Origin of the sequence: Citrobacter farmeri (genome assembly GCF_019048065.1) — a bacterium.
GTDB lineage: Bacteria > Pseudomonadota > Gammaproteobacteria > Enterobacterales > Enterobacteriaceae > Citrobacter_A > Citrobacter_A farmeri.
Window position 1 is genome coordinate 2,778,242 of sequence record NZ_CP077291.1, and the last position, 24,866, is coordinate 2,803,107.

Genomic DNA, 24,866 nt, shown 5'->3' on the forward strand with positions numbered 1-24,866 from the left:
ATTCCAGCTTGTGGTAGTTAAAGTTCAGCAAATTCAGGAATCGGCGGCATTCCACGCGATTCCAGGAAATTGAGTAATCGTTTCGGCGTCACGTTTAAAATACGATCTTCCGGGAAGTTCACGTCTTCGAGAATTTTCAGGCACTCGCTAAAGTCACCCATCGTAAAGGCGGTATGAGAATCTGAACCCAGCGCCACCCAACCACCGGCATCACGTACCGCTGCCGCCACCGCGCGACAGTTCGCTTCACTGCCTTTGCGAGAATGAAGGAAGGAGGAGTTGTTAATTTCCAGCGCTACCTCATATTTCGCCGCAGCCTGAGCAATCGCTGCGATATCAACAGGATATTTCGGGTTACCGGGGTGACTAATGATATGCACGACGCCGCTCGCCATAGCGGCAATCATCGCCTGCGTATTGGTGGCTTCATCGTGAGGCGCGAAAACCGGTTCATGGAAGCCGGCAATGATCAGATCCAGTGAGGTGAGCATGGGCCCGGTACAGTCAATTTCACCGTCGATATTCTTGATATTTGCCTCAATGCCCCGCAGGATCCCTACCCCATCCACCACACGTGGCCAGATACGCATATTGATGAAATGCCAATGGTGTGGAGCATCTGCCATGTCCGGGCCGTGATCGGTAATTGCGAACAGTTTCAGTCCCTGGCGTTTAGCCTGGGCGATGTAATCACTCAGAGTGCTGTAAGCATGGGTGCTGGCGACGGTATGCATATGCAGGTCAACGGGATACATGTCTCTCTCCTGTGGTCATTTTTCGACAAGGATAGCAGGAATCGCCCGCGTTTATTAGTCGAAACCCGGCATCTGCCGGGTATACCTCAGTAGCCGCGCTGACGATCGACCTGTCCGGTCACCGCGTCACCGTTTTCCAGATGTGAAATCGTGCGGGATATATAAGCAACGGCTTCAGCGGGACGCGTGACAGCCGCAATGTGTGGCGTCATCGCCACGCGCGGATGTTTCCACAGCGGACTGTCCGCTGGCAGCGGTTCACGACTGAAGACATCCAGCATCGCCCCTTTGAGTTTTTTGCTATTCAGTGCGGCCAGTAAATCATCTTCATTAACGTGGACACCGCGCGCGAGATTCAACAGATAAGCGCCATCCTGCAGTTGTTCAAGCCGTTTTCCATTGATGATGCCCACCGTTTCTGCCGTATTGGGCAGCAGATTAATTAACACCCGAGTCTGGCTGAGGAATGCGCCCAGCTCTTCCGTTCCCGCAAAACTCTCGACGCCTGGCCAGGTTTTGCGGCTGCGACTCCAGCAGCGCAGTGGGAAGCCCCAGGCCTGCAGGCTTTCCGCTACTTTTGCCCCCAGCACGCCAGCGCCCATAATCCCCACGGTAAACGCCTCGCGGGCATATTCCGGTAGTGGTCGCCACTGGCTCTCATTTTTAAGCGCCTGGTAATCATCAAAGCGGCGGAACCAGTGCAGCACCTGGCTAACCGCATACTCCTGCATTTGCAGGCCCATGCCGGTATCTTCCAGACGAAAGAGAGGAATCGCGGGATCCAGCATCGTGGGATGGGCTTTCAGTTTACTCAGGATCGAATCCACCCCGGCACCGAGTGCAAACACCGCCTTAAGTTTACGCCCTTCCAGCATTTCTACAGGAGGGTGCCAGACCAGCGCATAATCTGCCGGATCGTTATCGCCCGACTTCCACTCCCGGACTCTGGCACCAGGAATGGCCTTTTCCAGTGCAGCGATCCACCAGGGGGTATCAAACGTAGGGTGATAGAAAATGATATCCATATTAACTCCTGCGGGTTGTTGTGCGGAATTTTGCGCACTTATTATCATCGTTTTCAACGGGATCATCAGCATAGCAAATTCGCTGGCGCTGGCAAAAAAAGCAGTTTCCGCTTAATTAAGCTACAGGTTGTTTGAAGTTTGTGTAAACGCGCTTTTTTTTGGAAAAGTTGATTGACGCAGGCGGCGTATTTCCCTAAATTAGCGCCCGTTCCCGTTGTTGAGGAACAACAATATGGTGAGGTGTCCGAGTGGCTGAAGGAGCACGCCTGGAAAGTGTGTATACGGCAACGTATCGGGGGTTCGAATCCCCCCCTCACCGCCATATTTGAAGAAGAGCTCGTACGCAAGTACGGGCTTTTTTTTCGCATATTGCACACCCCAGGGGGGATGAGAATCCCCGACCGGGGTTCGACAACGGGCGCAGCCCGTTGGACAGACCGCGAACACCGTGAGCGGGCTGCCCGTCAGGGCGAACGAAGCGAGTCAATCCCCCCCTCACCGCCATATTTGAAGAAGAGCTCGTACGCAAGTACGGGCTTTTTTTTCGCATATTGCACACCCCAGGGGGGATGAGAATCCCCAAAAAAACAAAGCCCGGTCTCCCGGGCTCTGAACACAATAGCGTTTAGCTGTACGCATTCAACGTTCGCTGGCAGAGCGCCGAGCGAACGCAATCATCTTTGTTGAAGCGGACAATTCCTATCATCTCATCTTCTTCAAAGCGGGCCAGCGCGTCACTGAGTCCTGACTGAACATGAGAGGGTAAATCGCACTGGGTAATATCCCCGTTGACGATAACCGTCACATTCTCCCCGAGGCGCGTTAAGAACATCTTCATTTGCGCAGCAGTGACATTCTGAGCCTCGTCGAGAATAACCACTGCATTTTCAAATGTACGTCCGCGCATATAGGCGAACGGCGCGATTTCCACCTTACCAATTTCAGGTCGCAGGCAATATTGCATAAAAGATGCCCCCAGTCGTTTTACCAGTACGTCGTAAACCGGCCGGAAATACGGGGCAAACTTCTCCGATACATCTCCAGGTAAGAAGCCGAGATCTTCATCAGCCTGCAGAACTGGACGGGTGACAATGATCCTGTCTACATCTTTATGTATCAGGGCCTCTGCTGCTTTTGCCGCACTGATCCAGGTTTTGCCACACCCGGCTTCGCCCGTAGCGAAAATCAGTTGTTTACTCTCGATAGCATTCAGGTAGTGCGATTGAGCCTCATTGCGTGCCATGACAGGTGTGGTGTCGCGACTGTCGCGCGCCATGCCTATCGCTTCTACGCCACTCATCTGCACAAGCGAGGTGACCGATTCTTCTTCACGCTGTTTATGGCTACGTGAGTCCCGTCTCAGCACACGTTTTGCTTCACGACGAGCTTTGATCACTGCTTTTTGTCTTCCCATGGATAGCACCTTGAGTTGTTGGTATTCATCACACGCGCCGCTGGCAGCGCGATTATGCGCACGAACATCTGAGGGTTGGCTTCCTTGTAAGCCATTGCTTGCCTTTGAAAAAGACGCCACACACGGCTACGCGCACCGAATATGGCGTCAGTAACACGAGTAAAAAAGGAAAGTGAGTGAAATTTAGCGGTGACGAGGTTGCTACCGGAGGAGAGACTTCCGCGTACGGGACTGCAATAACTGTCAGAAACGTGTCCACAAGAGGACTTTACCATTCGCGATCTCCATAGTGAATAAGCATCACAGCCGGGAACTACCGCTATTACGTATAATTACATCAGAACTTAGCAATAACGCAACAATATTTTTACCTGGCGTTAACTAAGCTCTCATTTTCTGCTGGCAACAGTCTCTTACGGAGATATTACAAAATTATTTCAAAAAACGGATCATATAAAAAAAGAATATTTTCATCAGCGATAATGACGCAGCATACCCCGCCCGCAGACGGGGTAACACTGTCAGGCTTCAAGCAAAGACTGGCCCAGATAGCGATCGGCCTGCTTAATACCCGGTAGCACGAAGAAATAGCCACCGCCAATCGGCTTAACGTACTCTTCCAGCGCTTCGCCATTCAACCGCTTCTGCACGGTCAGAAACCCTTTTTCCAGATCGTGTTGATAGCAGACAAACAGCAACCCCATATCAAGCTGTCCGGAGGGCGTCACGCCGAGGGAGTAGCTATAGCCACGGCGCATCATCAGGCTTGACTGCGTCTGCGCCGTTCGCGGGTTTGCCAGACGAATGTGGCTGTCCAGCGCAATGACGTTGCCCTCCGGATCGCTGGCGTAATCCGGCACGTCATGCTCGTGCTGCATACCCAGCGGCGCACCAGTATGCTTATCGCGGCCAAAAATGGTTTGCTGCTCTTTGAGCGGCGTGCGGTCCCAGAATTCGACGCGAAACTGAATCAGACGCACGGCCTGGTAAGATCCCCCCGTTGCCCACGCCGGTTCCCCCTGTTCCGCCGTGACCCACACCACCTCCTGCATCAATTTTGCATCACTGCTGTCGGGGTTCGCGGTGCCATCCTTAAAGCCCAGTAAATTGACCGGGGTCTCTTTACCTTTGCTCCGTGCCGCATGGTCGGATATAAATCCTTCCCGTTTCCAGCGAACGCTTAACAAATCCGGCGTATGCTTGATGATATCGCGCAGGGCGTGGATCACCGTATCCTGAGTATTGGCGCAAATCTGCAGCAACACATCCCCATGACAAAGCGAGGCATCCAGCGAGTCATTCGGGAAGCGGGTCATTTTTTGCAATGACCTGGGCATCTGTGCCTGCAGCCCAAAGCGCTCATCGAACAGCGAATGCCCCACCGACAGCGTTATCGTCAGGTTATCCGGCGCGATGAAGGCACCGAGGATCCCGGAATCCATCGGTGGCAATCGCGGATTCGGTGTTTCCGGTGCCGGTCCGCCGGTAGTCAGGAAGACGATACGTTTCGTCAGCAGGCGAAACAATCGCTCTAACTCACCTTTATCGGAAGCCAGAACGTCGAACGCCACCAGCATCATTGAGGCTTGTTGCGGCGTCAAAATACCCGCCTGATGTGGACCAAAAAAAGGCTGCGTTTCGCTGCGGGCATCCGGTGACAAGGTTCCCGGCGCGCTTTGCGGTTTTTGCGCGTGCGCGACCGGGCAACCACCGGCCAGAGCCAGCGCGCCGCCGAGCGCGCCCATTCCTTTCAACAAACGTCGGCGTGACGGTTCGCTCACGCCGTTTTTATCATCATGCTGCATGGTGCTTAATCCAGACCCAGTACGCCGCGTAATTGCGCGAGATCTTCCGCCAGCGTCGTAATCGGGCCTTTCAGCGCGTTGCGGTCCGCGTCGGTCAATTTATCGTAAGTCTCAAATCCGTCTTTAGTACGATACTTCGCGAGGATGGTGTCCACTTTTTTGAAGTTCGCATCCACTTTCGCCAGCAATTCTGCGTTGGATTTTTGCAGCTGCGGACGTAGCAGGTTTACGATCTTCTGCGCGCCGTCAACGTTAGCCTGAAAATCCCACAGGTCAGTATGGCTGTAACGATCTTCCTCACCGCTGATTTTACTGGCCGCTACTTCTTCAATCAGCCCTGCCGCTCCGCCAACCACTTTAGACGGCGGGAATGCCAGTTCACTGATGCGTGTTTGCAGATCCAGCACATCGGTATTCAACCGATCGGCGTATTTCTCCATCCCTTTGGTAGAGTTATCGCCAAACAGCGCTTTTTCCAGACGATGGAAACCGGTAAATTTCGGGTCGGCGGCTTTTTGTTCGTAATCGTCTTCACGGGCATCGATACTGCCATCGAGGTCGGAAAACAGTTCAGCAATTGGCTCTATACGTTCATAGTGCTGGCGAGTGGGCGCATACAGTGACTTCGCTTTCTGCAGATCGCCGGCTTTGATGGCATCGGTGAAGGCTTTGGTTCCCGCCACCAACTGCGCGGTCTCTTCGGTTACATAGGCTTTGTAGTCGGTGATAGCCCCACCCAGGCTCAGTAAAGCATCACTCTGCGCAGCATCTGCCGTCGTGCTGCCTTTGACAATCAGCTTCCCTTTCGGATTGGTCAGCAGGCCACAGGTCATATCATATTCACCCGGTTGCAGATTAGCCGTCATCTTCTGGCTGAATCCCGGCGCGATGTTTTCGCGCTCTTCCACCACCATCACCCCTTTCAGGATTTCCCATTCCAGTGCTTTCTGGCTGTGGTTTTGAATAATGAATTGCGTTTTGCCGGCATTAACTGTGATGCTCATCGGCTCGCATTGTTTATCGGTTACTGTCACTTTAACCTGCGGAATATCCGCAGCATGAACAGTAAAAGCAGAAGCCAACAGCGCAGCCATGCCAAGCTGCAGCGCACTACGGCGAAAGTGATTCGTCATGACCATCCCTTTAAATAAGTATGTTGTAACTAAGAAAGTGTCTGCGTCGCAAAGCGTTAAGGCGCTGCGCGGGACGCGGTTGTGCCTGTGCGCGGCGGCAATGCAAAGACCACCAGCGCCGGTATCAAGTAGATAAACCAGACCGCGACCTCACTGACGCTCGGGGCTTCCTGGTAGCCAAAAATGCCTTCCATCAGGGTGCCGAATAGAGAGTGCGTCGAAAGGATGGCGCTCATATCAAAAGCGACGTCCTGGAAGTGATTCCACAATCCTGCCTCATGGAAGGCCCGAATCGCGCCTGCTGCAAGACCTGCCGCGACAAGTAAAATGAACAGACTGGTCCACTTAAAGAAAGCGCTCAGATTCAGGCGAATGCCGCCCCAGTAGAGTAAGAAGCCAAGTACGACAGCCGTCGCCAGTCCCAGCATTGCACCAACCGGCGGCCAGATCCCGACGTCCTGTTGAAAGGCGGCCAGCAGGAAAAAGACCGATTCCAGTCCTTCGCGCGCCACGGCGAAAAAGACCATCATGATCAGCGCCCAGCCATGGTGGTTGCCGCGCTGTAAAGCGCTGTCGACCGCCTGCTCCAGTTGTACTTTGACGTTGCGCGAAACCTTGCGCATCCAGAACACCATCCAGGTGAGGATCACCACGGCAATCACTGCGACAATGCCTTCGAACAGTTCCTGCTCCTTCTGCGGAAACTCACCGGTGGTCTCGTTGATGAAGATCCCCAATCCGAGGCAAAGCGCCGCCGCCAGAAATACGCCAATCCACATCACGCCAATCCAGCGACCTCGCTGGGTGCGTTTCAGATAACTGGCAATCAGGCTGACAATCAATGCGGCTTCCAGCCCTTCACGCAACATAATTAGAAACGGAACAAACATGCCTGAGACCCTTAAACGTTATGCTTAGTCAACTGATGCAAAGAAAGGTAAATTACAGTGATAGTGATTATCATTACGGAAAGAGAAAACTCAAGCAGAATGTAATGATAATGATGTCAGAATGTAAATACTTAGCAGATTAATGGTTATTAACGGAAGCGGTCGTTGCTCGTAACAAAAAAGCCCGCACGAAGCGGGCCTGAAATTCAGTGGACAAAGGCGTTAGCTTTCCTGCAAACGCGACGGCGGTGCGGAGTGATAATGGGCATCTGCCTCAGCAAAGCGTTTGAGCATCGCCGATGATGGCGCTTTACCCAGCAGACTGAAGACGACGATACCGAGGCTACCGAAGATAAAGCCCGGAATGATTTCGTACAGATCCAGCCAGCCAAAATGTTTCCAGACGATCACCGTCAGCGCACCAATAATCATCCCCGCCAGCGCGCCGTTGCGAGTCATGCGCGACCACATCACGGAGAACAGCACCACCGGACCAAACGCGGCGCCAAAACCGGCCCATGCGTAGCTCACCAGACCCAGCACCCTATTCTCCGGGTTCGCCGCCAGGGCGATAGCCACCAGCGCGACCACCAATACCATGATACGCCCTACCCAGACCAGCTCCTGCTGGCTGGCATTTTTACGCAGGAACGCTTTGTACAGATCCTCGGTAATGGCGCTGGAGCACACCAGCAGTTGACAGCTCAGCGTTGACATCACCGCCGCGAGAATCGCAGACAGCAAGATACCGGCAATCCACGGGTTAAACAGGATCTGCGCCAGTTCAATGAACACACGCTCCGCGTTCTGATTCACCGATCCCGCCAGCGCCGGATTATTGTTGAAATAAGCAATACCAAAGAAGCCGACCGCAACCGCGCCCGCCAGGCAGAGGATCATCCAGGTCATGCTGATACGACGCGCATGAACGATGCTGTGGTGGGAGTCTGCCGCCATAAAGCGCGCCAGAATGTGCGGCTGGCCGAAGTAGCCCAGTCCCCAGCCCATCAGGGAAATGATCGCGACGAAGTTCAGCCCCTTGAGCATATCGACGTTCTCAATGCTCTTCTGCTTAATGACTTCCAGTGAATCACCAAAGCCTCCAACGCTGATGATGACGATCACCGGCGTCAGGATCAGCGCAAAAATCATCAGGCTGGCCTGGACAGTATCCGTCCAGCTTACCGCAAGGAATCCGCCAATAAAGGTATAGATGATGGTGGCTGCCGCGCCCGCCCACAGTGCGGTTTCGTAGCTCATGCCAAAGGTGCTTTCAAACAGGCGCGCGCCTGCCACAATGCCGGACGCACAGTAAATGGTGAAGAACAGCAGAATCACCAACGCAGAGATGATGCGCAGAACCCGGCTTTTATCTTCAAAGCGTCCGGTGAAATAGTCCGGCAACGTCAGGGCATTATTATTATGTTCGGTATGCACGCGAAGACGTCCGGCCACCAGCTTCCAGTTGATCCATGCCCCTAAGGTCAGGCCAATGGCAATCCAGCTTTCTGAGATCCCCGAAATGAAAATCGCGCCCGGTAAGCCCATCAACAGCCAGCCGCTCATATCCGATGCGCCTGCGGATAACGCCGTCACGAACGGCCCAAGACTGCGGCCTCCCAGAATATAATCATCAAAGTTCTTGGTTGAACGCCAGGCGATAAAACCAATCAGTATCATACCAAAAATGTAGACACAGAACGTCACCAGCATCGGTGTACTCATTGCCATAAACTCTCCAGACTCTTTTGTTTTATTGCCCTGCCGGAACGTGGCAAAGCATGTTGTATTTCCCAGGCGACCGTATCCTGCCGGAAGCGTGAGTTATTCACAATCGATTTAACACATCATTTACATCAAATTTTGCTTCCGACGAATACTAATTTCCATCAGGTTGCACTCCCTCACACTTTTTCTGGTTGCACCTTTTAAAAGTGTTAAGTGCCGCAGAGAAAAAGATACCGTTATTACATTTCCAGACGTCATAGCTATTTCTTTTATTAACATTTCATTCATTTTTAAGCTTGTCGTACAGGTCACATTTAACGTGGTTGCACAAAGTTGCAACATGGTAGATATTTCTCGATAACCATAAGCAGTACATTATCGAACAACAGGAGCAGATGGCATGGGAACCACCACGATGGGGGTTAAACTGGATGACGCGACGCGCGAGCGTATTAAGTCAGCGGCAACGCGAATTGATCGTACCCCGCACTGGTTAATTAAGCAGGCAATCTTTAATTACCTGGAAAAACTGGAAAACGACGACACGCTGCCAGAACTGCCTGTGCTGTTAGCGGGAGCCGCCAACGAAGGCGATGAGTCCGCGGCACCGCAGGAAGAGATCCATCAGCCTTTCCTGGAATTTGCCGAGCAGATCCTCCCTCAGTCGGTCTCTCGTTCCGCCATCACCGCCGCGTACCGTCGCTCAGAAACTGACGCCGTCTCAATGCTGATGGAGCAGGCCCGTCTGCCGCAACCGGTGGCCGAACAAGCTCACAAACTGGCTTACCAACTGGCGGATAAACTGCGTAATCAGAAATCGGCCAGCGGTCGCGCCGGTATGGTGCAGGGACTGTTGCAGGAGTTCTCCCTCTCCTCACAGGAAGGGGTGGCGTTGATGTGCCTGGCGGAAGCGCTGCTGCGAATTCCGGATAAAGCCACGCGTGATGCCTTAATCCGCGACAAAATCAGCAACGGCAACTGGCAGTCACACATCGGTCGCAGCCCGTCGCTGTTCGTTAACGCGGCAACCTGGGGTCTGCTGTTTACCGGTCGCCTGGTCTCCACCCATAACGAAGCCAGCCTTTCGCGCTCCCTGAATCGCATCATCGGTAAGAGCGGCGAGCCACTGATCCGTAAAGGCGTCGATATGGCGATGCGCCTGATGGGTGAGCAGTTCGTCACCGGCGAAACCATTGCCGAAGCGCTGGCGAATGCCCGCAAGCTGGAAGAAAAAGGTTTCCGTTACTCCTACGATATGCTGGGTGAAGCCGCGCTGACCGCTGCCGATGCGCAGGCCTACATGGTCTCCTATCAGCAGGCAATTCATGCAATTGGAAAAGCGTCGAACGGACGCGGGATCTATGAAGGACCGGGAATCTCTATCAAACTCTCCGCCCTGCATCCGCGTTACAGTCGCGCCCAGTACGACAGGGTGATGGAAGAGCTCTATCCGCGCCTGAAGTCGCTGACGCTGCTGGCGCGCCAGTATGATATTGGCATCAACATCGATGCCGAAGAAGCCGACCGTCTGGAGATCTCCCTCGATCTGCTGGAAAAACTGTGCTTCGAACCTGAACTGGCCGGCTGGAACGGGATTGGCTTCGTTATCCAGGCCTACCAGAAGCGCTGCCCGTTCGTCATCGATTACCTGATCGACCTGGCAACCCGTAGCCGTCGTCGCCTGATGATTCGTCTGGTTAAAGGCGCCTACTGGGATAGCGAGATCAAACGCGCCCAGATGGACGGCCTGGAAGGCTATCCGGTATACACGCGCAAGGTCTACACTGACGTCTCTTATCTCGCCTGCGCGAAAAAACTGCTCGCCGTGCCAAACCTGATCTACCCGCAGTTTGCGACCCACAACGCCCATACGCTGGCGGCCATTTACCAACTGGCCGGGCAGAACTACTATCCGGGCCAGTATGAGTTCCAGTGCCTGCACGGGATGGGTGAGCCGCTGTACGAACAGGTCACCGGTAAAGTCGCGGATGGCAAACTGAATCGCCCGTGCCGCATTTATGCCCCGGTCGGCACTCATGAAACGCTGCTGGCGTACCTGGTGCGTCGTCTGCTGGAAAATGGGGCCAACACCTCGTTTGTTAACCGTATCGCGGATACCACGCTGCCGCTGGACGAACTGGTGGCCGATCCGGTCGATGCCGTCGAGAAACTGGCGCAACAGGAAGGTCAAACCGGTCTGCCGCATCCGAAAATCCCTCTACCGCGCGATCTGTACGGCAAAGGTCGCGATAACTCGGCCGGTCTGGATCTTTCCAACGAACATCGTCTGGCCTCACTCTCCTCTGCCCTACTCAACAGTGCGCTGCAAAAATGGCGGGCGCAACCGATGCTCGAAGTCGCGGTCGCCGAGGGGGAAATGAGCCCGGTGGTCAACCCGGCAGAGCCGAAAGATATCGTGGGCTATGTACGTGAAGCCACTGAAGATGAAGTGGAACAGGCACTGCAAAGTGCGGTGAACAACGCTCCCATCTGGTTTGCGACACCGCCACAAGAGCGTGCCGCCATTCTCCATCGCGCAGCCGTGCTGATGGAAGGCCAGATGCAACAGCTGATCGGCATTCTGGTACGCGAAGCCGGTAAGAGCTTCGCCAACGCCATTGCCGAAGTGCGTGAAGCGGTAGATTTCCTGCACTATTACGCCGGTCAGGTCCGTGACGATTTTGATAATGAGACGCACCGTCCGCTCGGTCCGGTTGTCTGTATCAGCCCGTGGAACTTCCCACTGGCTATCTTCAGCGGACAGATTGCTGCCGCACTGGCCGCAGGCAACAGCGTGCTGGCTAAACCTGCGGAACAGACACCGCTTATCGCGGCCCAGGGCATTGCTATCTTGCTGGAAGCTGGCGTACCGCCGGGTGTGGTGCAATTGCTGACTGGCCGTGGTGAAACGGTTGGCGCGAAGCTGACCTCCGACAGTCGCGTGCGCGGCGTGATGTTTACTGGTTCGACAGAGGTGGCGACGCTACTGCAACGTAACATCGCAACGCGTCTGGATGCACAGGGGCGTCCGATTCCACTGATCGCTGAAACGGGCGGCATGAACGCGATGATCGTTGATTCGTCCGCCCTCACCGAACAGGTGGTGGTCGATGTGCTGTCCTCGGCGTTTGATAGCGCCGGGCAGCGCTGTTCCGCCCTGCGCGTGCTCTGTCTGCAGGATGATATCGCCGACCACACGCTAAAAATGTTGCGTGGCGCGATGGCAGAATGCCGGATGGGCAATCCCGGACGTCTGACGACCGATATCGGTCCGGTGATCGACAGTGAAGCCAAATCCAACATTGAACATCACATTCAGGCTATGCGGGCGAAAGGTCGTTCTGTGTTCCAGGCGGCGCGTGAAAACAGTGAAGATGTCCGGGAATGGCAGAGCGGCACATTCGTTGCGCCAACCCTGATCGAACTGGAAAGCTTTGACGAGTTGCAAAAAGAGGTCTTCGGTCCGGTTCTGCACGTCGTACGTTACAATCGTAACAACCTGGACGCGCTGATTGCGCAGATCAACGCCTCCGGTTACGGCCTGACGCTGGGCGTTCACACCCGTATTGATGAAACCATCGCCCAGGTCACCGGTTCGGCGCACGTGGGCAACCTGTACGTCAACCGTAATATGGTGGGAGCGGTCGTCGGTGTACAACCGTTCGGCGGCGAAGGGTTGTCGGGTACCGGTCCGAAAGCCGGTGGGCCGCTTTATCTCTATCGGTTGCTGGCAAACCGTCCGGAAAATGCGCTGTCCATCACCCTGGCGCGTCAGGATGCGGACTACCCGGTGGACGCCCAACTCAAATCCGTGCTGACCCAACCGCTGGAAGCGCTCAGCGAGTGGGCAACCGATCGTCCGGCGCTGCGCCAACTCTGCCAGCAGTTTGGTGAACTGGCACAGGCCGGTACGCAACGCCTGCTGCCGGGTCCTACCGGGGAACGTAACACCTGGACGCTGTTACCGCGTGAGCGCGTACTGTGTATCGCGGATGATGAAGAGGATGCACTGGTGCAACTTGCCGCCGTCACCTCGGTCGGTAGTCTGATTTTGTGGCCTGACGATGCCTTCCATCGTGACCTGGCGAAACGTCTGCCAGCACCGGTTTCCGCCCGCATTACGTTTGCGAAAGCCGATGGTCTGACGACACAGCCGTTTGATGCGGTGATCTTCCACGGCGATTCCGATCAGCTTCGCGCCCTGTGCGAAGCGGTTGCAGCGCGTGAAGGCGCTATTGTCTCGGTGCAAGGTTTCGCCCGTGGCGAAAGCAATATTCTGCTGGAGCGATTGTACGTCGAACGCTCGTTAAGCGTGAACACGGCCGCCGCCGGAGGGAACGCAAGCCTGATGACAATTGGCTAAGGCTGTGGTTAATTAAAGCTCCGGAAACGGAGCTTTTTTTATGGATCCAGAGGGAATGATGAAACGAATACTACTCACCTGCGCTGCGCTGTTGCTTAGTGGTCAGGTGCTGGCCGATGATTGCGCAAATGCCAGCACGCAAACGGAAATGAACACCTGTGCCGTCAACCAGTACCAGGCGGCAAACAAAGAACTGAATGAGACGTATCAGAATGCGCTGAAACGCGCAGCCCCGACGCAGCAGGCACTGCTGAAAAAGGCGCAGACCGCGTGGATCGCCATGCGCGATGCCGACTGTGCGCTCATCAGCTCCGGCACAGAGGGGGGTAGCGCTCAGACGATGATCGCCAACCAGTGTCTGGCGGATAAAACCGCCGAACGTGAAGCGTTTCTCGCCTCGCTGCTACAGTGTGAAGAAGGCGATATGAGCTGCCCACTGCCCCCGCCAATTAACGGACGCGAATCCCCTCAATAATCATACGTTGAACGTTCTCAACCGTCTGATTAAAAAAGGTTTCGTCACGCAGCGTTGCGCCCGTTACCGCTTCAATCTGAGGTGCGAAATCGGCGTAATGCTGTGTTGAAGCCCAAATCATGAAGATCAGATGGTGCGGATCGACTGGCGCCAGTTTGCCGCTCTTCACCCACCCGGCAATCAGCATAGACTTCTCATCTATCAGCGCTTTCAGATCGCCGGTCAATTCATCCATTAACAACGGCGCGCCGGCCAGCATCTCCATGCAAAAAAGGCGTGAAGCCTGCGGATAGTCGCGGGACACCTCCAGCTTTAAGCGGATGTATTCTTCAATGGCGGCCAGCGGTGCAAAATCTTCACGAAACGCTTTCAGGGGGGCCAACCAGATATGCAGAATCTGTCGCAGCACCGCCACATACAACACCTCTTTTGACGGGTAGTAATAAAGGAGATTGGTTTTGGAGACCCCTGCCTGCTCGGCAATTTGTTCAATGCGCGTGCCGTGAAAACCATATTGTGAAAACGTATTCAATGCAGCCGTCAGGATCGCCTCGCGTTTCGCGCTGACCGCCTGCGAGCGTTTACCTGTTTTTTTCTCTGCACGTTGAACCATGCGCCTCTCCTTGTCCCGTGAATCTGGCAATGGCGCATAGTCTGCGGGGCGTTTCATTTCAGTTCAACCTGACAGACAAAAAAACCGCCGGAAGATCCGGCGGCGATGACATCATCACGCAGAGATGGGATGCTTTCGTGATGAGTTTTCGGGGTAGCAGGCCTGGTCGTTACGAGTTACGATTGCCGTGGCTACTTTTGCCCCCTTTCTTACCGGCTTCAGATGCACGCTGTGGGTCATTCTTGAAATTCCCCCCGCTGTGCTGACCACCTTTACGACCTGCTTCTGATGCTCTTTCACGGTCTTCGGCAAAATTGCCGGAGCCGCCTCGATGGTTTGCCATTACTGACCTCCGTCATTGATTAGACATCGTCGTGCCCAGGTGTCGGGGAGTCTCCCCTCGCGGCGGATGGCCCTTGCCATCACGATCGCCGCGTGGAACTAAGCATAGTGAACACCGACCGTTTATGAGGAGTTTCGTAATATTCTGTAATATCTTTACCCGCGTATAACGTTATCGCGAGAGACAAACCGCATAATTGTTTCTTATGGCAAAAGAAAGCCTGAACAGAAAAAATGTATCATGATAATTCAGAATGCGCCGTCAGCAGGGAACCGCTAAATTTCATGATTAAATTTATTATAAATCAAAGAAATGTTTCTAAGGCTTGCACTCTCGTCGACACGTCTTATCTTTAAATAAGTGCAGCAATTAGCTGCTTTTGATAAACCGAGGAGTAGTGCAAATGGCAAAAGTTCTGGTGCTTTATTATTCCATGTACGGACACATCGAAACGATGGCACATGCGGTTGCAGAAGGAGCAAGCAAAGTCAATGGCGCGGAGGTCACTATCAAGCGCGTACCAGAAACGATGCAGGCGGAAATCTTCGCTAAAGCCGGCGGTAAAACACAAAATGCTCCCGTCGCAACCCCGCAGGAACTGGCTGATTACGACGCCATTATTTTTGGTACGCCGACGCGTTTTGGCAATATGTCAGGCCAGATGCGTACCTTTTTGGATCAGACAGGTGGACTGTGGGCGTCCGGCGCGCTGTATGGCAAACTCGCCAGCGTATTCAGTTCTACCGGGACTGGCGGCGGTCAGGAGCAAACTATTACGTCCACATGGACTACACTTGCCCATCATGGGATGGTGATTGTCCCTATCGGCTACGCCGCGCAGGAACTGTTTGACGTTTCGCAGGTTCGCGGTGGTACGCCCTATGGCGCAACGACCATTGCCGGTGGTGACGGTTCACGCCAGCCAAGTCAGGAAGAACTCTCTATTGCACGTTATCAGGGCGAATACGTTGCCGGTCTGGCAGTGAAGCTCAACGGCTAATCTTCAACGGGAGGATAAGAATGCCAACTCAAGAAGCGAAAGCTCATCACGTCGGTGAGTGGGCAAGTCTGCGCAATACATCGCCAGAAATAGCCGAGGCCATATTTGAAGTTGCCGGATATGACGAGAAGCTGGCAGAAAAAATTTGGGAAGAAGGCAGCGATGAAGTACTCATTAAAGCCTTTGATAAAACAGATAAAGACGCGCTCTTCTGGGGCGAACAGACCATCGAACGCAAAAACGTTTAATCAGTCAATTCCCCCGCTTGCGCGGGGGAATCTCGCTTACTTCGCGGCTGCATTCAGCAGCGTGTCAAACTTATCTATCGGACAGAAACCATTCGCATCAATCGGACAGCCTTTCAGCTCCAGCGTCACTCGCTGCGCCGGTGCTTTCAACGTCAGCACATCCGCATTACGCAGTTGGTCTGAACTCTGATACACATACTCGATTTTCATCAGATCGTGGTTGGCTTTCGTGTCATGCCAGCGCTGGAACACAATTTTGCCCCCGATCGGCGTACGTTCGTTCTGATCGTGTAGCTGATAGGGTTTGAACTCCAGTGCGGAGAGCAGCGAGGCGATGTTCGAGTCATGCCCCACCAGCACGGTAATTTTCGGGGCTTTTGCCTGTTCGGTTACCAGCGTTTTGTCGATGTATTTCACCAGCGGTTTCGCCACATTACGCGCGACTTCCGCAGAGGTAAACAGACTGTCCTGATAGCCGTTTTTCAGTTTCGACAACACCTTCCACTGCTGATCGGATTTAATTTCCCCCCAGGCCACCTGATCCATCGGGAATCCTTCGTAATATTGCAGCGTGAAGGCATCCACCAGCGAGTTACCCACTTTTAGCGGTCCGGAGACGCCCGGCTCCTGCTCATAATTCGCGCTGAAGGTGTCTTTGGCCTCAGTCAGGGAACACTGCTGTTTCTCTTTGCACGATGGTGAGTCTTTGTAGTTAATCATCTGCTCCAGCAACTTGTAGCTGTCATCAAGCTGCATCTGGCTGCGCTCTTTTTCCATCGCCTGCACGGCTTTCTCACGGAAGGCCGCCGAGTCATCAGTGATCACCGGGTTAAAGGTCGGGTCCATGGTGCCCATTTTTTCCTGGTGATGTACCGGGACATCGCAGCCAGGGAACGCGCCGGTGATAAAGAACTGGGCGGTCGCAACCGTACGTTGCAGACTGTTGGCATAGGTATAGACCGTCTCCGGTTCCGGACATTCGCCGGACTTCACCATCCCCTGCTCTGCCAGCCATTCACGCATGTAATGGCCCATATACACTTCCAGCACGCCACCTTTGGTGGTGAGCTGTCCGCCCGGCACATCCCATTCAGGCCATTTATTCGGAGTGGACTGCTCCAGCACGCTGCCATTATTCGCCAGCGGCGCACGTAAGTTGTGTCGACTCATCATCAATACTTGCTGTAGCTGATAGCCTTCCGGCGCGGTTTGCGCCTGTGCTGCAGAAGACAACATCACAACCCCTGCCACAGCGGCGGCAATTAACGATTTGTTCATCCCTACGACCTCGTGTTGTTATTCGTCATTTATAAGTGTGACAGATATATGACACTTTTCCGGGAACGAGACCGCAAAACCGGGATTCAGCTCATCATATTGATGCCAAATATCATTTGCAGCTTGCGGACCCCGGAAGGCGTGAAGGTGACCTGGCGGCTTCCCGGTACTGTTTTGATCCACCCCCGGCCGGAAAAACAGGTCAGCAGCGCCGCGCCGAGCACGCCGCCCAGATGATAACGTCGTTCACTCCAGTCCAGACAGCCGCAGCTAAATTTCCGTCGCGACGTGCCAGCCTGTACCACAACACCCAGTTCCGACAGTTTTTCCTCACCCAGAGGCGTCAGCGTTTCGCCATCCGCCGTCAGCCATTGGCGGGAAACCAGCGTATCAAACAGCATCACGGCCACTTCTCCCGCCAGATGGTCATAACAGGTCCGGGCCTGGCGTAAACTCAGCGGCGTGCTGATTTTTCGCGAAGCCGTTGATGCCCAGGCCACGCCCATCAGGCGCTCCAGCAGTTCAGCAATGTCTGCCCCTGCCAGACGAAAATAGCGATGTCTTCCCTGGGCGAGGGAAACCACAAACCGCTGTTCGCACAGACGGGCAAGATGCGCACTGGCGGTGGAGGCCGAGATATCCGCCACCGCGCTCAGCTCCGTCGCCGTCCATGCCCGACCGTCCATCAGCGCACACAGCATCCGGGAGCGCGATTTGTCAGCCATCACCGCAGCCGTCAGCGCCATTCGCGACTCCAGTTCGCCTTCCTCTTCATTCACGACTACTGACGTCATACAAACCTCTCTGCCTCGGAGATGATTTAACGATGGCACGAATTTGCCATTAAGTCACAGCGCGGATGATGTCGCCCGGAGCATCATTTCCACGCTCAGTCCCATCAGACAAAACAAAAAGCAGCGTTTAAAGACAACGGGCGAGATCCTCCGCCGGATACGGGTACCTGCCCACTGGCCGATCAACGCCGGTATGATGGCGAATGCCGACAAGCTCATCGACTGCACGGGCAGCGCGCCGTGCCACCACAGTCCAAGTGCTAACGCCAGCGTGGAAAAGGTAAAAGAGATACCGAGCGCCTGCACCAGTTCATCCCTCCCGAACCCCAGCGACTGGATCCACGGCACCGCCGGCATCACAAAAACGCCCGTTCCGCCTGTCAACAACCCCGTGGCAAAGCCGACAACCAGCGAGACTGGCTTTTCACGCTGGGGTGAAACCGCGATGCGTTTTCCCGCCAGCGTCCAGAGCGCATATATCATCAACGCCAGCCCCAGCGCAAACTGAGTACGGGAGGTATCGCCGCCCGTGATCCAGGCGCTTGCCAACAGCGTAGCGATCACCACGGTAAATAGCATCGGCCATAACCGTTTCAGCAGTGCCCGGGTATTCCCGCCACCACCAAACTGAAACAGATTACTGACCAGCGAAGGCAACAGCAGCATGGCCGCCGCCGCGACCGGTGAGATCAGCGAGCCGAGGATCCCCATCGCCACGGTGGGCAACCCCATGCCGGTGACGCCTTTCACCATTCCGGCAAGGACAAAGGTCATGGCAATCATGACTATCTGATCGAGTTCGAACGCAAAAAGAAGGGTCATACTTCATTTTTCCTGTCAGGTGAAGATGACCCATCCTGAATGCTGGCGATGACGCTTGCTTCGTCAGCCAGCGAAATATGGCTTCAGGCTATTCAGAGATAATGACCTCATGGCGGATGTTACGCGCGCAGTAGGCAGTCCCGTCTTTGAGATACAATTCCTGGTAACGGGTCTTATCCGCCACCTGCTGTTGCAACGTTCGTTCAGTATCGACAAACTCCTTTTGCACGCGGTAATGCACCGCATCCTGCGTTTCAAAAACGATAAACTCGCGGGTGGCGTAGGGCTTATGCTTCAGTTTGACATAGACGATATACTGTACCGTGCTAAACGTAAGTCCAGTCCGCGCGGCAATCTCCTTCATGGTCAGCGGTTCCGGAGATTCATACAGCGCCCGTACCTGTTGAAGTCTCTTCTGGTTATAAGCCGACACGCGCAAACTGAGTTTCAGCCGGTAAGCCATATTGCGCACCACCGTCACGTTGGTGCACAACAGCTGCGCAATGTTTTGCGTCGAGAGGACGCCCGCGTTTTCTCGCAGGAGCGCCAGGCTCTCGTCGTTCCAGATAAATGCCATCAGCGGTATCCCTCCACCGAAAACTTATTGCGCCGCGAGACGGGCGAACGTGGCGGCTAATTCCGCCGGTTTACGCATTCCCTGATGCCATTCCAGTACCCGGCCTTGCGGGTCAATCAGAACCGAGGTCGGCGTACCGATAACCTGATATCGCTCCTGGGTGATTTTCATCTGATCGCGAAGGACCGGATACGACACCTGATGCTTCGCCAGCAGCGCATCCAGGCTGACCGCTGCTGGGTCAGTATTCACCGCCACCACCACTACGCTATCGCCCCATTTCTGGCTGAGCGTTTCCAGCGAATCCATCTCCGCCAGACAGCCGCCGCAGCCCGCTGACCAGAAGTTCAGGTAGACCGATTTCCCCTGCCAGCGATCAAGCCCGGACTCATTGCCCTGTAAATCGAAGGCCGCCAGCGCCGGAGCCGTTTCTCCCACCGCCAGTTTTTCCTCTTTGCAACCACTGAGCAGCACCGCCAGTGAGAGAATGCAGACGTTAAGCCAGCGCATGATGCATCGCCTCCTCTCCCTGATACTTACCGTGTTGCAGGCGCAAAATGCGATCGGCAAATTGCCCAAGCGCCGGGTTATGCGTCACCATCACTATCGTGCGCCCCTGGCGATGTAGATCGGTAAGTAGATCCAACACCCGCTGTTCATTCTCTTCATCCAGGTTGCCCGTCGGTTCATCCGCAAAAATGACCGGCGGCTCATTCACCAGCGCTCTGGCAATACAGACACGCTGCTGTTCCCCGCCGGAAAGCTGGCTCGGTAAATGGGTCACGCGGTGCCCAAGCCCAACCTGTTCCAGCACTTTCCTGGCCGCCGCCTCGTCCACCACGCTGTGGTAATGCTGCGCCAACATGATATTTTCCAGCGCGGTTAAAAAGGGAATGAGATGGAATTGCTGAAATACCAGGCCAATCTTCTCGGCGCGAAAACGGCGACGCCCCTCTTCGTCCAGCGCGGCGGCGTCTGTGCCGTCAAGAAACACCTGACCTTCCGTAGCGGTGTCCAGACAGGTGAGAATGTTCATTAACGTCGTTTTCCCGGAACCGGAGGCCCCCATAATGGCGACAAACTCTCCTTGTGTAATCCGCAGGTTAATATCATCCAGGGCGGTAACGTCGCCGAACCGTTTATAGAGGTGACGCGTTTCGATCGCCACCTGTGGAATTTGCGTCACAGACATGGCGCTACTCTCCTTTCAGCACTTTAGCGGGTTCGACGCTGACCGCGCGTCGTACCGGAACAATCGCCGCCAGAATGGCGACCAGTAAAGACAATACCAGGGTGACAGGCAGCACCGGCAGACGTAGCGAAATAGTCGCGTTAAATACCGTCAGCCCCAACAATTGCGCCAGCAAATAACCCAGCACCCAGCCGCATACCACGGCCGCGAGAGCGATAATGCAGGTTTCCAGCAAGATTTGCCGCACGATGTCGCCATTGCTGGCACCCAGCGCTTTTTGCAGGGCGAACTCGCGGGCACGCTCGCCCACTATCGCCATCAGGGTGGTATTCACGCACAGGGAAGAGAGCGCCAGAATCACCAGCGATACCAGTCCCATTAGCCCTTTAATTTTATCTAGCACCTGACCTTCAGAGGCGGATACCTTACGCACCGGACGAATCTCCAGATCCGGATACTGGCTTTGCAGGCGACTGGCATAGCGATCGACCTGGCCGACATCGTTACTCACGCTCAACAGGCCGTGGCTGATTTTTCCCGGCTGATGTAGCCAGGCCTGCGCCACGTCGAGACTGACGATCAGCATGTTGTCCGTCGCGTCACCCGCTTCGACAATGCCTTTAATCTGTAAATTTTTTCGCTGGTTATGATCGACCAGCGTGACGCTATCGCCGGGCTGAACGTTGAGGCGCTCCGCCAGCTTGACGCCCATCATCGCGTTACGATCGTCAAAGCTGACGCCAATCCAGCTCCCCTGCACCTGCCAGTACGGCACCAGTTTTTGCAGGGACTCAAACCAGACGCCGACGATCACCACTTTTTCCAGTTCGGTACGCGCCATGCCGTACAGCCACGGACTGGCGCCGTGAACCAACCCCTGCGGCGCATCATCCAGAATCGTCTGTAGCGCCTGCTGCGGCATGCTTGCGCCATGCCCCGGTCCGATGTAGAAATTGGCGCCAAAGGTACGCAGCTCTTCACTCATTTTGGTATTGATGTCGAACCATACCGCGCTCAGCGCCGTCACGATGGTCGCCCCTACCATCAGCGCGGCAAAAACCACGCTAACCCGCTGAAAGCGCAGACGCAGCGCCCGCCACACCAGCAACCAGAGCATGGTCTGTTTAGCGGCCATACAGCACCTCCACAGGATACAGTCGCGCAATGCGCCGGGCCGGGAACCAGGTCCCTATCAGGGCAATCAGCACCGCGACCACGAGTACGCATGGCACTACAATCCAGGCGAAATCGAGCGGCGCGTCGAACAGCATCACGCCAATTGCTTTCGCCAGCCCCCATCCGGCAACGCATCCCAACGCCCCGCCAGCCAGTCCGCTGGAGGCGGCTTCCAGGTAGAACAGCAGCATAATCTGCCACTGCCGTGCGCCGAGCGCCTTCATCAGGCCAATCTCTTTCGCGCGCTCCATAATGGTGCTGGTCATCAGTGACGCAATCCCCATTGCCGACGCCGCCAGCGCGGCAATTGTCACCACCGCCATCAGCAACTGAATTTTATCGATCACCACCCCTTCAGACGCGGCGACCTGCCAGACCGGGCGCACCTCCGCTCCGGAGATCGCCTCTTCCAGTTGGTGGGCAATTGAAGAAACATAGGCAGTGCAGTACCAGAGGTCGTACTCTTCCGCATTCAGCGCATCCAGGTTTTCCCGCGCGCGACGCGAAAGCTCATTTTCCGGCACCGTCAGCGCAGAAACGCGAATAGCCTGCACCTTTCCGGGCAATCCCAGCAGCGTCTGCGCAATCGCGAGCGGCATCACCAGTTGGCTATCCTCCTCGCCGCCGCTGGAGAGGATCCCGCTGACAGTGACATGGATTGTCGTATCCGCGTTGTTTAATACCAGCGTATCCCCCACTTTCCATCCTGTTTGTCGCGCCAGGGCGTGTCCCACCAGCGTTTGTGGTTTACTGTTCTCACCCTCCTGCGGCCAGTCGCCGGTCACCTGCCAGAACGGACTGACCGTCTTCTGCCCGGTTTCATATCCCTCTTCATCAGGAATATCGACCGGTTGACTGAAGAAGGTCCCCAGAATGCGCACCGCGTTACCGTTAGCGGTGACCTCACCGCCCAGCATCGGCGCAAAACCGACAATGTTATTGCGCCAGAAAATATCTTTGATATTCGGCAATTCGGCTTCATCAAGGAAATCCTGTCCCGAGAGCGGATTGCTGCTTTCGCTGAACAATGCAGGTAATGCCGCCTGTCCGGCAGGCTCAATCAGGATGTTCGCGCCATAGGATTTGAGTTCACGGGACATTTTGTCGCCGATGTCGATAGACACCGCCAGCAGCGCCGAGATCAGGCTGGCCGCAAGAAACACGGTGACAATCGCCAGACCTTTACGCCGCAGGTTACGTCCCCAGGATTGTCGTAACATTCGCCATAGCATCGTTACTCCTCCCTCAGTTCAGCAGGAACAAACGATTCCGGCGTCTTGCGAAAGCGGTCATAGTTGGCTTCGGATGAGAAGAACCAGGTCTTACCACCGTAGCTGTATTTGAAGTCTGCCGACGTATTGGTCAGCGTTGAACCGTCAACCGGATCGGTCACCTGAATGGTCATCACCGTCGAGAAGTAGTTCACGCCAGCGGCCAGTTCTTTACCGGGGATCACCAGCTCTTTTTCATCGTTGTGCCAGTTTTCAATCGGCACCGGGTTGCAGCCGCCGGGTTTTCCAATGGAAGGGATAAAGATGTGTACCCCGCAGGCGACGCAAATCACCTGATTGCCTTCCATCACATAGCCCTGGTCGCCGCACAGTAAACAGGCGTCGAACACCACGCCAAAGCGCAGTTTGTCGGGATAACGGTTGATGATGAAAAAGCGCACCGCTTTGCCATCGTCAGCCACCCAGACAAAGCGATGCAGCTTACCGTCGCGGAGTTGTTCAACCGGCAGATGGACACTGCCGTCGCTGGCCAGCGTCACCGGGATCGCTTGCGAAAGCTGCGGCGGCTGAGAAGCGACGTTGTCCCACCACAGTTGTCCGGCAATCACCACTACGGCGCAGCCGAGGGTGACCAGCCAAAGTCGTAGCGCATTACGCCGCTGCGCCAGCGCCAGGCGATGGGGAATCGGTTCTTCTGTTGCTCGCGTCTGTCGGTGAGCGCTCAGTAGCGACGGCAGCCAGCACAGGGCCAGAAGCAGCAGTAATCCCACCGCCATCCAGTTGTAGGCCGGGGCGTTATTAGTGACTTTCGCCACAAAGCTCAGCAGCGATTTTTCCAGTGGCAGTACCTGCAGTTTCATCAGCAGCAACAGCAGATTGCCGCTTAACGGCAGCCACATCATCACCAGGAGAATGAGGGTAAACGGCCAGAACAACACGCGGATACGGCGCAGCAGCATGGCGCAAAGTACGCCAGCCAGACAGAGGATCGCGAAGGCGAGGACCACCGCCGTCAGATTCAGCAGCAGTTCAGTATTCAGGACATGTGTGCTGGTTAAGCCGCCGAGATTCGGGTCGAGCGCCCAGTGACGCGCCGCGCCAAAAACCAGAATCCCCTGCCAGAGATAGCGCACGCGGTTGCCCACCCACCAGAAGCTGAGCACAAACAGCAGCGTGACCATCACTTCCGTGCCCACCAGTAACAACTGTACCGGTTGTGAACCCCGGAGCGTCAGTCCCGCCAGCACGCCGGTCGCCAGACCGACTACCAGCGTCCAGCCCAACGGGCGCAGTGAGGGAGGATCGTTTCGACTCCAGAGAACACCGGAGAGTAGCGCGATGCAGAAAAAGACCTGTAGCGTGGTGACGAAAAAGTAACTCATGACATCGACTCGGAACAGCGGATTGACTCAGCCGGGACGAGCATTCATCCCGGCGCATCGGTTTTCTTAGTTCAGACCGACGTATTTAAATTCGTAGCTCACATCAAACGGTTTCCACCAGCGACCAACCCCGGTGTCACTGTCGGTGTGACGGTGCATACCCGCTTTTGACGGTGGTTCAATGTGGTAAGTCACTTTGTAGTTGCCCACACCCATCATCTTGACGTTCGCGCCATAGTGCGGGCCATCGCTGGCGACCATCGGCATAAACGTCCCTTCCTGTTTTTCACCGGTATCGCTGTTGACCAGGGTATAGCTGATCGTCAGATACGGGATCCACTCACCTGCGCCAAAACCGTTTTTACTGCCTTCGACCGCGTGAATATCCGCCTCAAGGTGAATATCGGCTTTCGCTGCCGGTAAGCCCATACCGCGCGGCTCCATGTCGATCGGCTGCAGGTAAACGGCGGCCAGCTCCATTTCATTCATCACGACAGGCTCGCCCGCCGGGTACTCTTTAAAGGCGAACGCTGCCGGTGCGGTGAAAATTCCGGCCATCACTGCGCTGGCAATCAGGGTTTTCTTCATGGTCATCAGACATATCCTCTCGTCTAAAATCAC

Annotated in this window: 23 protein-coding genes and 1 tRNA gene; 5 read left to right on the forward strand and 19 right to left on the reverse strand. The window is 55.2% G+C overall.

The window, feature by feature from the left end:
• Positions 1-17 precede the first annotated feature (17 nt).
• Positions 18-755, reverse strand: a complete 738-nt coding sequence (locus I6L53_RS13160; RefSeq protein ID WP_042319733.1) for a phosphatase — start codon at positions 753-755, stop codon at positions 18-20.
• An 86-nt stretch (positions 756-841) separates the two neighbouring features.
• The gene (ghrA, locus tag I6L53_RS13165; protein WP_042319736.1) at positions 842-1,780 is read right to left on the reverse strand and encodes a glyoxylate/hydroxypyruvate reductase GhrA; all 939 of its coding nucleotides are present in this window, start codon (positions 1,778-1,780) and stop codon (positions 842-844) included.
• A 234-nt stretch (positions 1,781-2,014) separates the two neighbouring features.
• Between ghrA and I6L53_RS13170 the strand changes: the two genes are divergently transcribed.
• A tRNA-Ser gene (locus I6L53_RS13170) sits at positions 2,015-2,102 on the forward strand.
• Between the two features lie 303 nt (positions 2,103-2,405).
• On the opposite strand, the gene phoH is transcribed toward I6L53_RS13170, so the two are convergent.
• The 5 genes from phoH to putP all read right to left on the reverse strand — a co-directional run bounded on the left by phoH (position 2,406) and on the right by putP (position 8,753).
• Complete coding sequence (gene phoH / locus I6L53_RS13175; RefSeq protein WP_042319737.1) at positions 2,406-3,194, reverse strand: phosphate starvation-inducible protein PhoH; 789 nt, start codon at positions 3,192-3,194, stop codon at positions 2,406-2,408.
• Positions 3,195-3,715: 521 nt separating this feature from the next.
• A complete protein-coding gene (gene efeB, locus I6L53_RS13180; RefSeq protein WP_042319742.1) occupies positions 3,716-4,999 on the reverse strand; it encodes an iron uptake transporter deferrochelatase/peroxidase subunit in 1,284 nt (427 codons plus the stop codon).
• Between the two features lie 5 nt (positions 5,000-5,004).
• Entirely contained in the window at positions 5,005-6,132 is a 1,128-nt protein-coding gene (gene efeO / locus I6L53_RS13185; protein ID WP_042319745.1) for an iron uptake system protein EfeO, read from the reverse strand.
• 56 nt (positions 6,133-6,188) lie between these two features.
• Positions 6,189-7,022, reverse strand: coding sequence for an iron uptake transporter permease EfeU (gene efeU / locus I6L53_RS13190; protein ID WP_042319746.1), 834 nt, complete (start codon positions 7,020-7,022; stop codon positions 6,189-6,191).
• Between the two features lie 222 nt (positions 7,023-7,244).
• A complete protein-coding gene (gene putP, locus I6L53_RS13195) occupies positions 7,245-8,753 on the reverse strand; it encodes a sodium/proline symporter PutP (protein WP_042319748.1) in 1,509 nt (502 codons plus the stop codon).
• Between the two features lie 397 nt (positions 8,754-9,150).
• On the opposite strand from putP, the gene putA reads away from it, so the two are divergent.
• On the forward strand, positions 9,151-13,113 hold the full coding sequence (putA, locus tag I6L53_RS13200) for a trifunctional transcriptional regulator/proline dehydrogenase/L-glutamate gamma-semialdehyde dehydrogenase (protein ID WP_042319750.1): 3,963 nt from the start codon (positions 9,151-9,153) through the stop codon (positions 13,111-13,113).
• Positions 13,114-13,171: 58 nt separating this feature from the next.
• Positions 13,172-13,588, forward strand: coding sequence for a lysozyme inhibitor LprI family protein (locus I6L53_RS13205; protein ID WP_042320103.1), 417 nt, complete (start codon positions 13,172-13,174; stop codon positions 13,586-13,588).
• Here the strand turns inward: I6L53_RS13205 and rutR are convergent.
• Together rutR and I6L53_RS13215 are read right to left on the reverse strand one after the other, a co-directional pair.
• Positions 13,563-14,201, reverse strand: coding sequence for an HTH-type transcriptional regulator RutR (gene rutR / locus I6L53_RS13210; protein WP_042319752.1), 639 nt, complete (start codon positions 14,199-14,201; stop codon positions 13,563-13,565). The genes I6L53_RS13205 and rutR overlap by 26 nt on opposite strands.
• A 169-nt stretch (positions 14,202-14,370) precedes the next feature.
• On the reverse strand, positions 14,371-14,544 hold the full coding sequence (locus I6L53_RS13215) for a con-10 family general stress protein (RefSeq protein ID WP_012132907.1): 174 nt from the start codon (positions 14,542-14,544) through the stop codon (positions 14,371-14,373).
• A 403-nt stretch (positions 14,545-14,947) separates the two neighbouring features.
• Between I6L53_RS13215 and wrbA the strand changes: the two genes are divergently transcribed.
• Together wrbA and I6L53_RS13225 are read left to right on the forward strand one after the other, a co-directional pair.
• Entirely contained in the window at positions 14,948-15,544 is a 597-nt protein-coding gene (gene wrbA, locus I6L53_RS13220) for an NAD(P)H:quinone oxidoreductase (protein ID WP_042319755.1), read from the forward strand.
• Positions 15,545-15,564: 20 nt separating this feature from the next.
• Complete coding sequence (locus tag I6L53_RS13225; protein ID WP_042319758.1) at positions 15,565-15,792, forward strand: YccJ family protein; 228 nt, start codon at positions 15,565-15,567, stop codon at positions 15,790-15,792.
• A 36-nt stretch (positions 15,793-15,828) separates the two neighbouring features.
• Here the strand turns inward: I6L53_RS13225 and agp are convergent, their stop codons facing one another.
• The 10 genes from agp to I6L53_RS13275 all read right to left on the reverse strand — a co-directional run bounded on the left by agp (position 15,829) and on the right by I6L53_RS13275 (position 24,839).
• Positions 15,829-17,070 (reverse strand): bifunctional glucose-1-phosphatase/inositol phosphatase, encoded by a 1,242-nt coding sequence (agp, locus tag I6L53_RS13230; protein ID WP_042319761.1) that lies wholly within the window; start codon positions 17,068-17,070, stop codon positions 15,829-15,831.
• An 86-nt stretch (positions 17,071-17,156) separates the two neighbouring features.
• A complete protein-coding gene (locus I6L53_RS13235; protein ID WP_042319763.1) occupies positions 17,157-17,864 on the reverse strand; it encodes an ArsR/SmtB family transcription factor in 708 nt (235 codons plus the stop codon).
• Positions 17,865-17,918: 54 nt separating this feature from the next.
• Complete coding sequence (locus I6L53_RS13240) at positions 17,919-18,686, reverse strand: sulfite exporter TauE/SafE family protein (protein WP_042319766.1); 768 nt, start codon at positions 18,684-18,686, stop codon at positions 17,919-17,921.
• Between the two features lie 88 nt (positions 18,687-18,774).
• Positions 18,775-19,263 carry a MarR family transcriptional regulator gene (locus I6L53_RS13245; RefSeq protein WP_042319768.1) on the reverse strand — a complete coding sequence of 163 codons (489 nt, stop codon included), beginning with the start codon at positions 19,261-19,263 and terminating at the stop codon, positions 18,775-18,777.
• A 24-nt stretch (positions 19,264-19,287) separates the two neighbouring features.
• A complete protein-coding gene (locus tag I6L53_RS13250; protein WP_042319770.1) occupies positions 19,288-19,773 on the reverse strand; it encodes a TlpA family protein disulfide reductase in 486 nt (161 codons plus the stop codon).
• On the reverse strand, positions 19,760-20,455 hold the full coding sequence (locus I6L53_RS13255) for an ABC transporter ATP-binding protein (protein ID WP_042319772.1): 696 nt from the start codon (positions 20,453-20,455) through the stop codon (positions 19,760-19,762). Before I6L53_RS13255 ends, I6L53_RS13250 begins: the two co-directional genes overlap by 14 nt.
• A 4-nt stretch (positions 20,456-20,459) precedes the next feature.
• On the reverse strand, positions 20,460-21,590 hold the full coding sequence (locus I6L53_RS13260) for an ABC transporter permease (protein ID WP_042319773.1): 1,131 nt from the start codon (positions 21,588-21,590) through the stop codon (positions 20,460-20,462).
• Positions 21,580-22,863: an ABC transporter permease gene (locus I6L53_RS13265; protein WP_042319776.1), complete on the reverse strand. Its 1,284-nt coding sequence runs from the start codon at positions 22,861-22,863 to the stop codon at positions 21,580-21,582. The genes I6L53_RS13260 and I6L53_RS13265 overlap by 11 nt, the downstream gene beginning before the upstream one ends.
• Positions 22,864-22,865: 2 nt before the next feature.
• A complete protein-coding gene (locus I6L53_RS13270) occupies positions 22,866-24,245 on the reverse strand; it encodes a Fe-S-containing protein (RefSeq protein WP_042319777.1) in 1,380 nt (459 codons plus the stop codon).
• 66 nt (positions 24,246-24,311) lie between these two features.
• The gene (locus I6L53_RS13275; protein ID WP_042319779.1) at positions 24,312-24,839 is read right to left on the reverse strand and encodes an iron transporter; all 528 of its coding nucleotides are present in this window, start codon (positions 24,837-24,839) and stop codon (positions 24,312-24,314) included.
• Positions 24,840-24,866 lie beyond the last annotated feature (27 nt).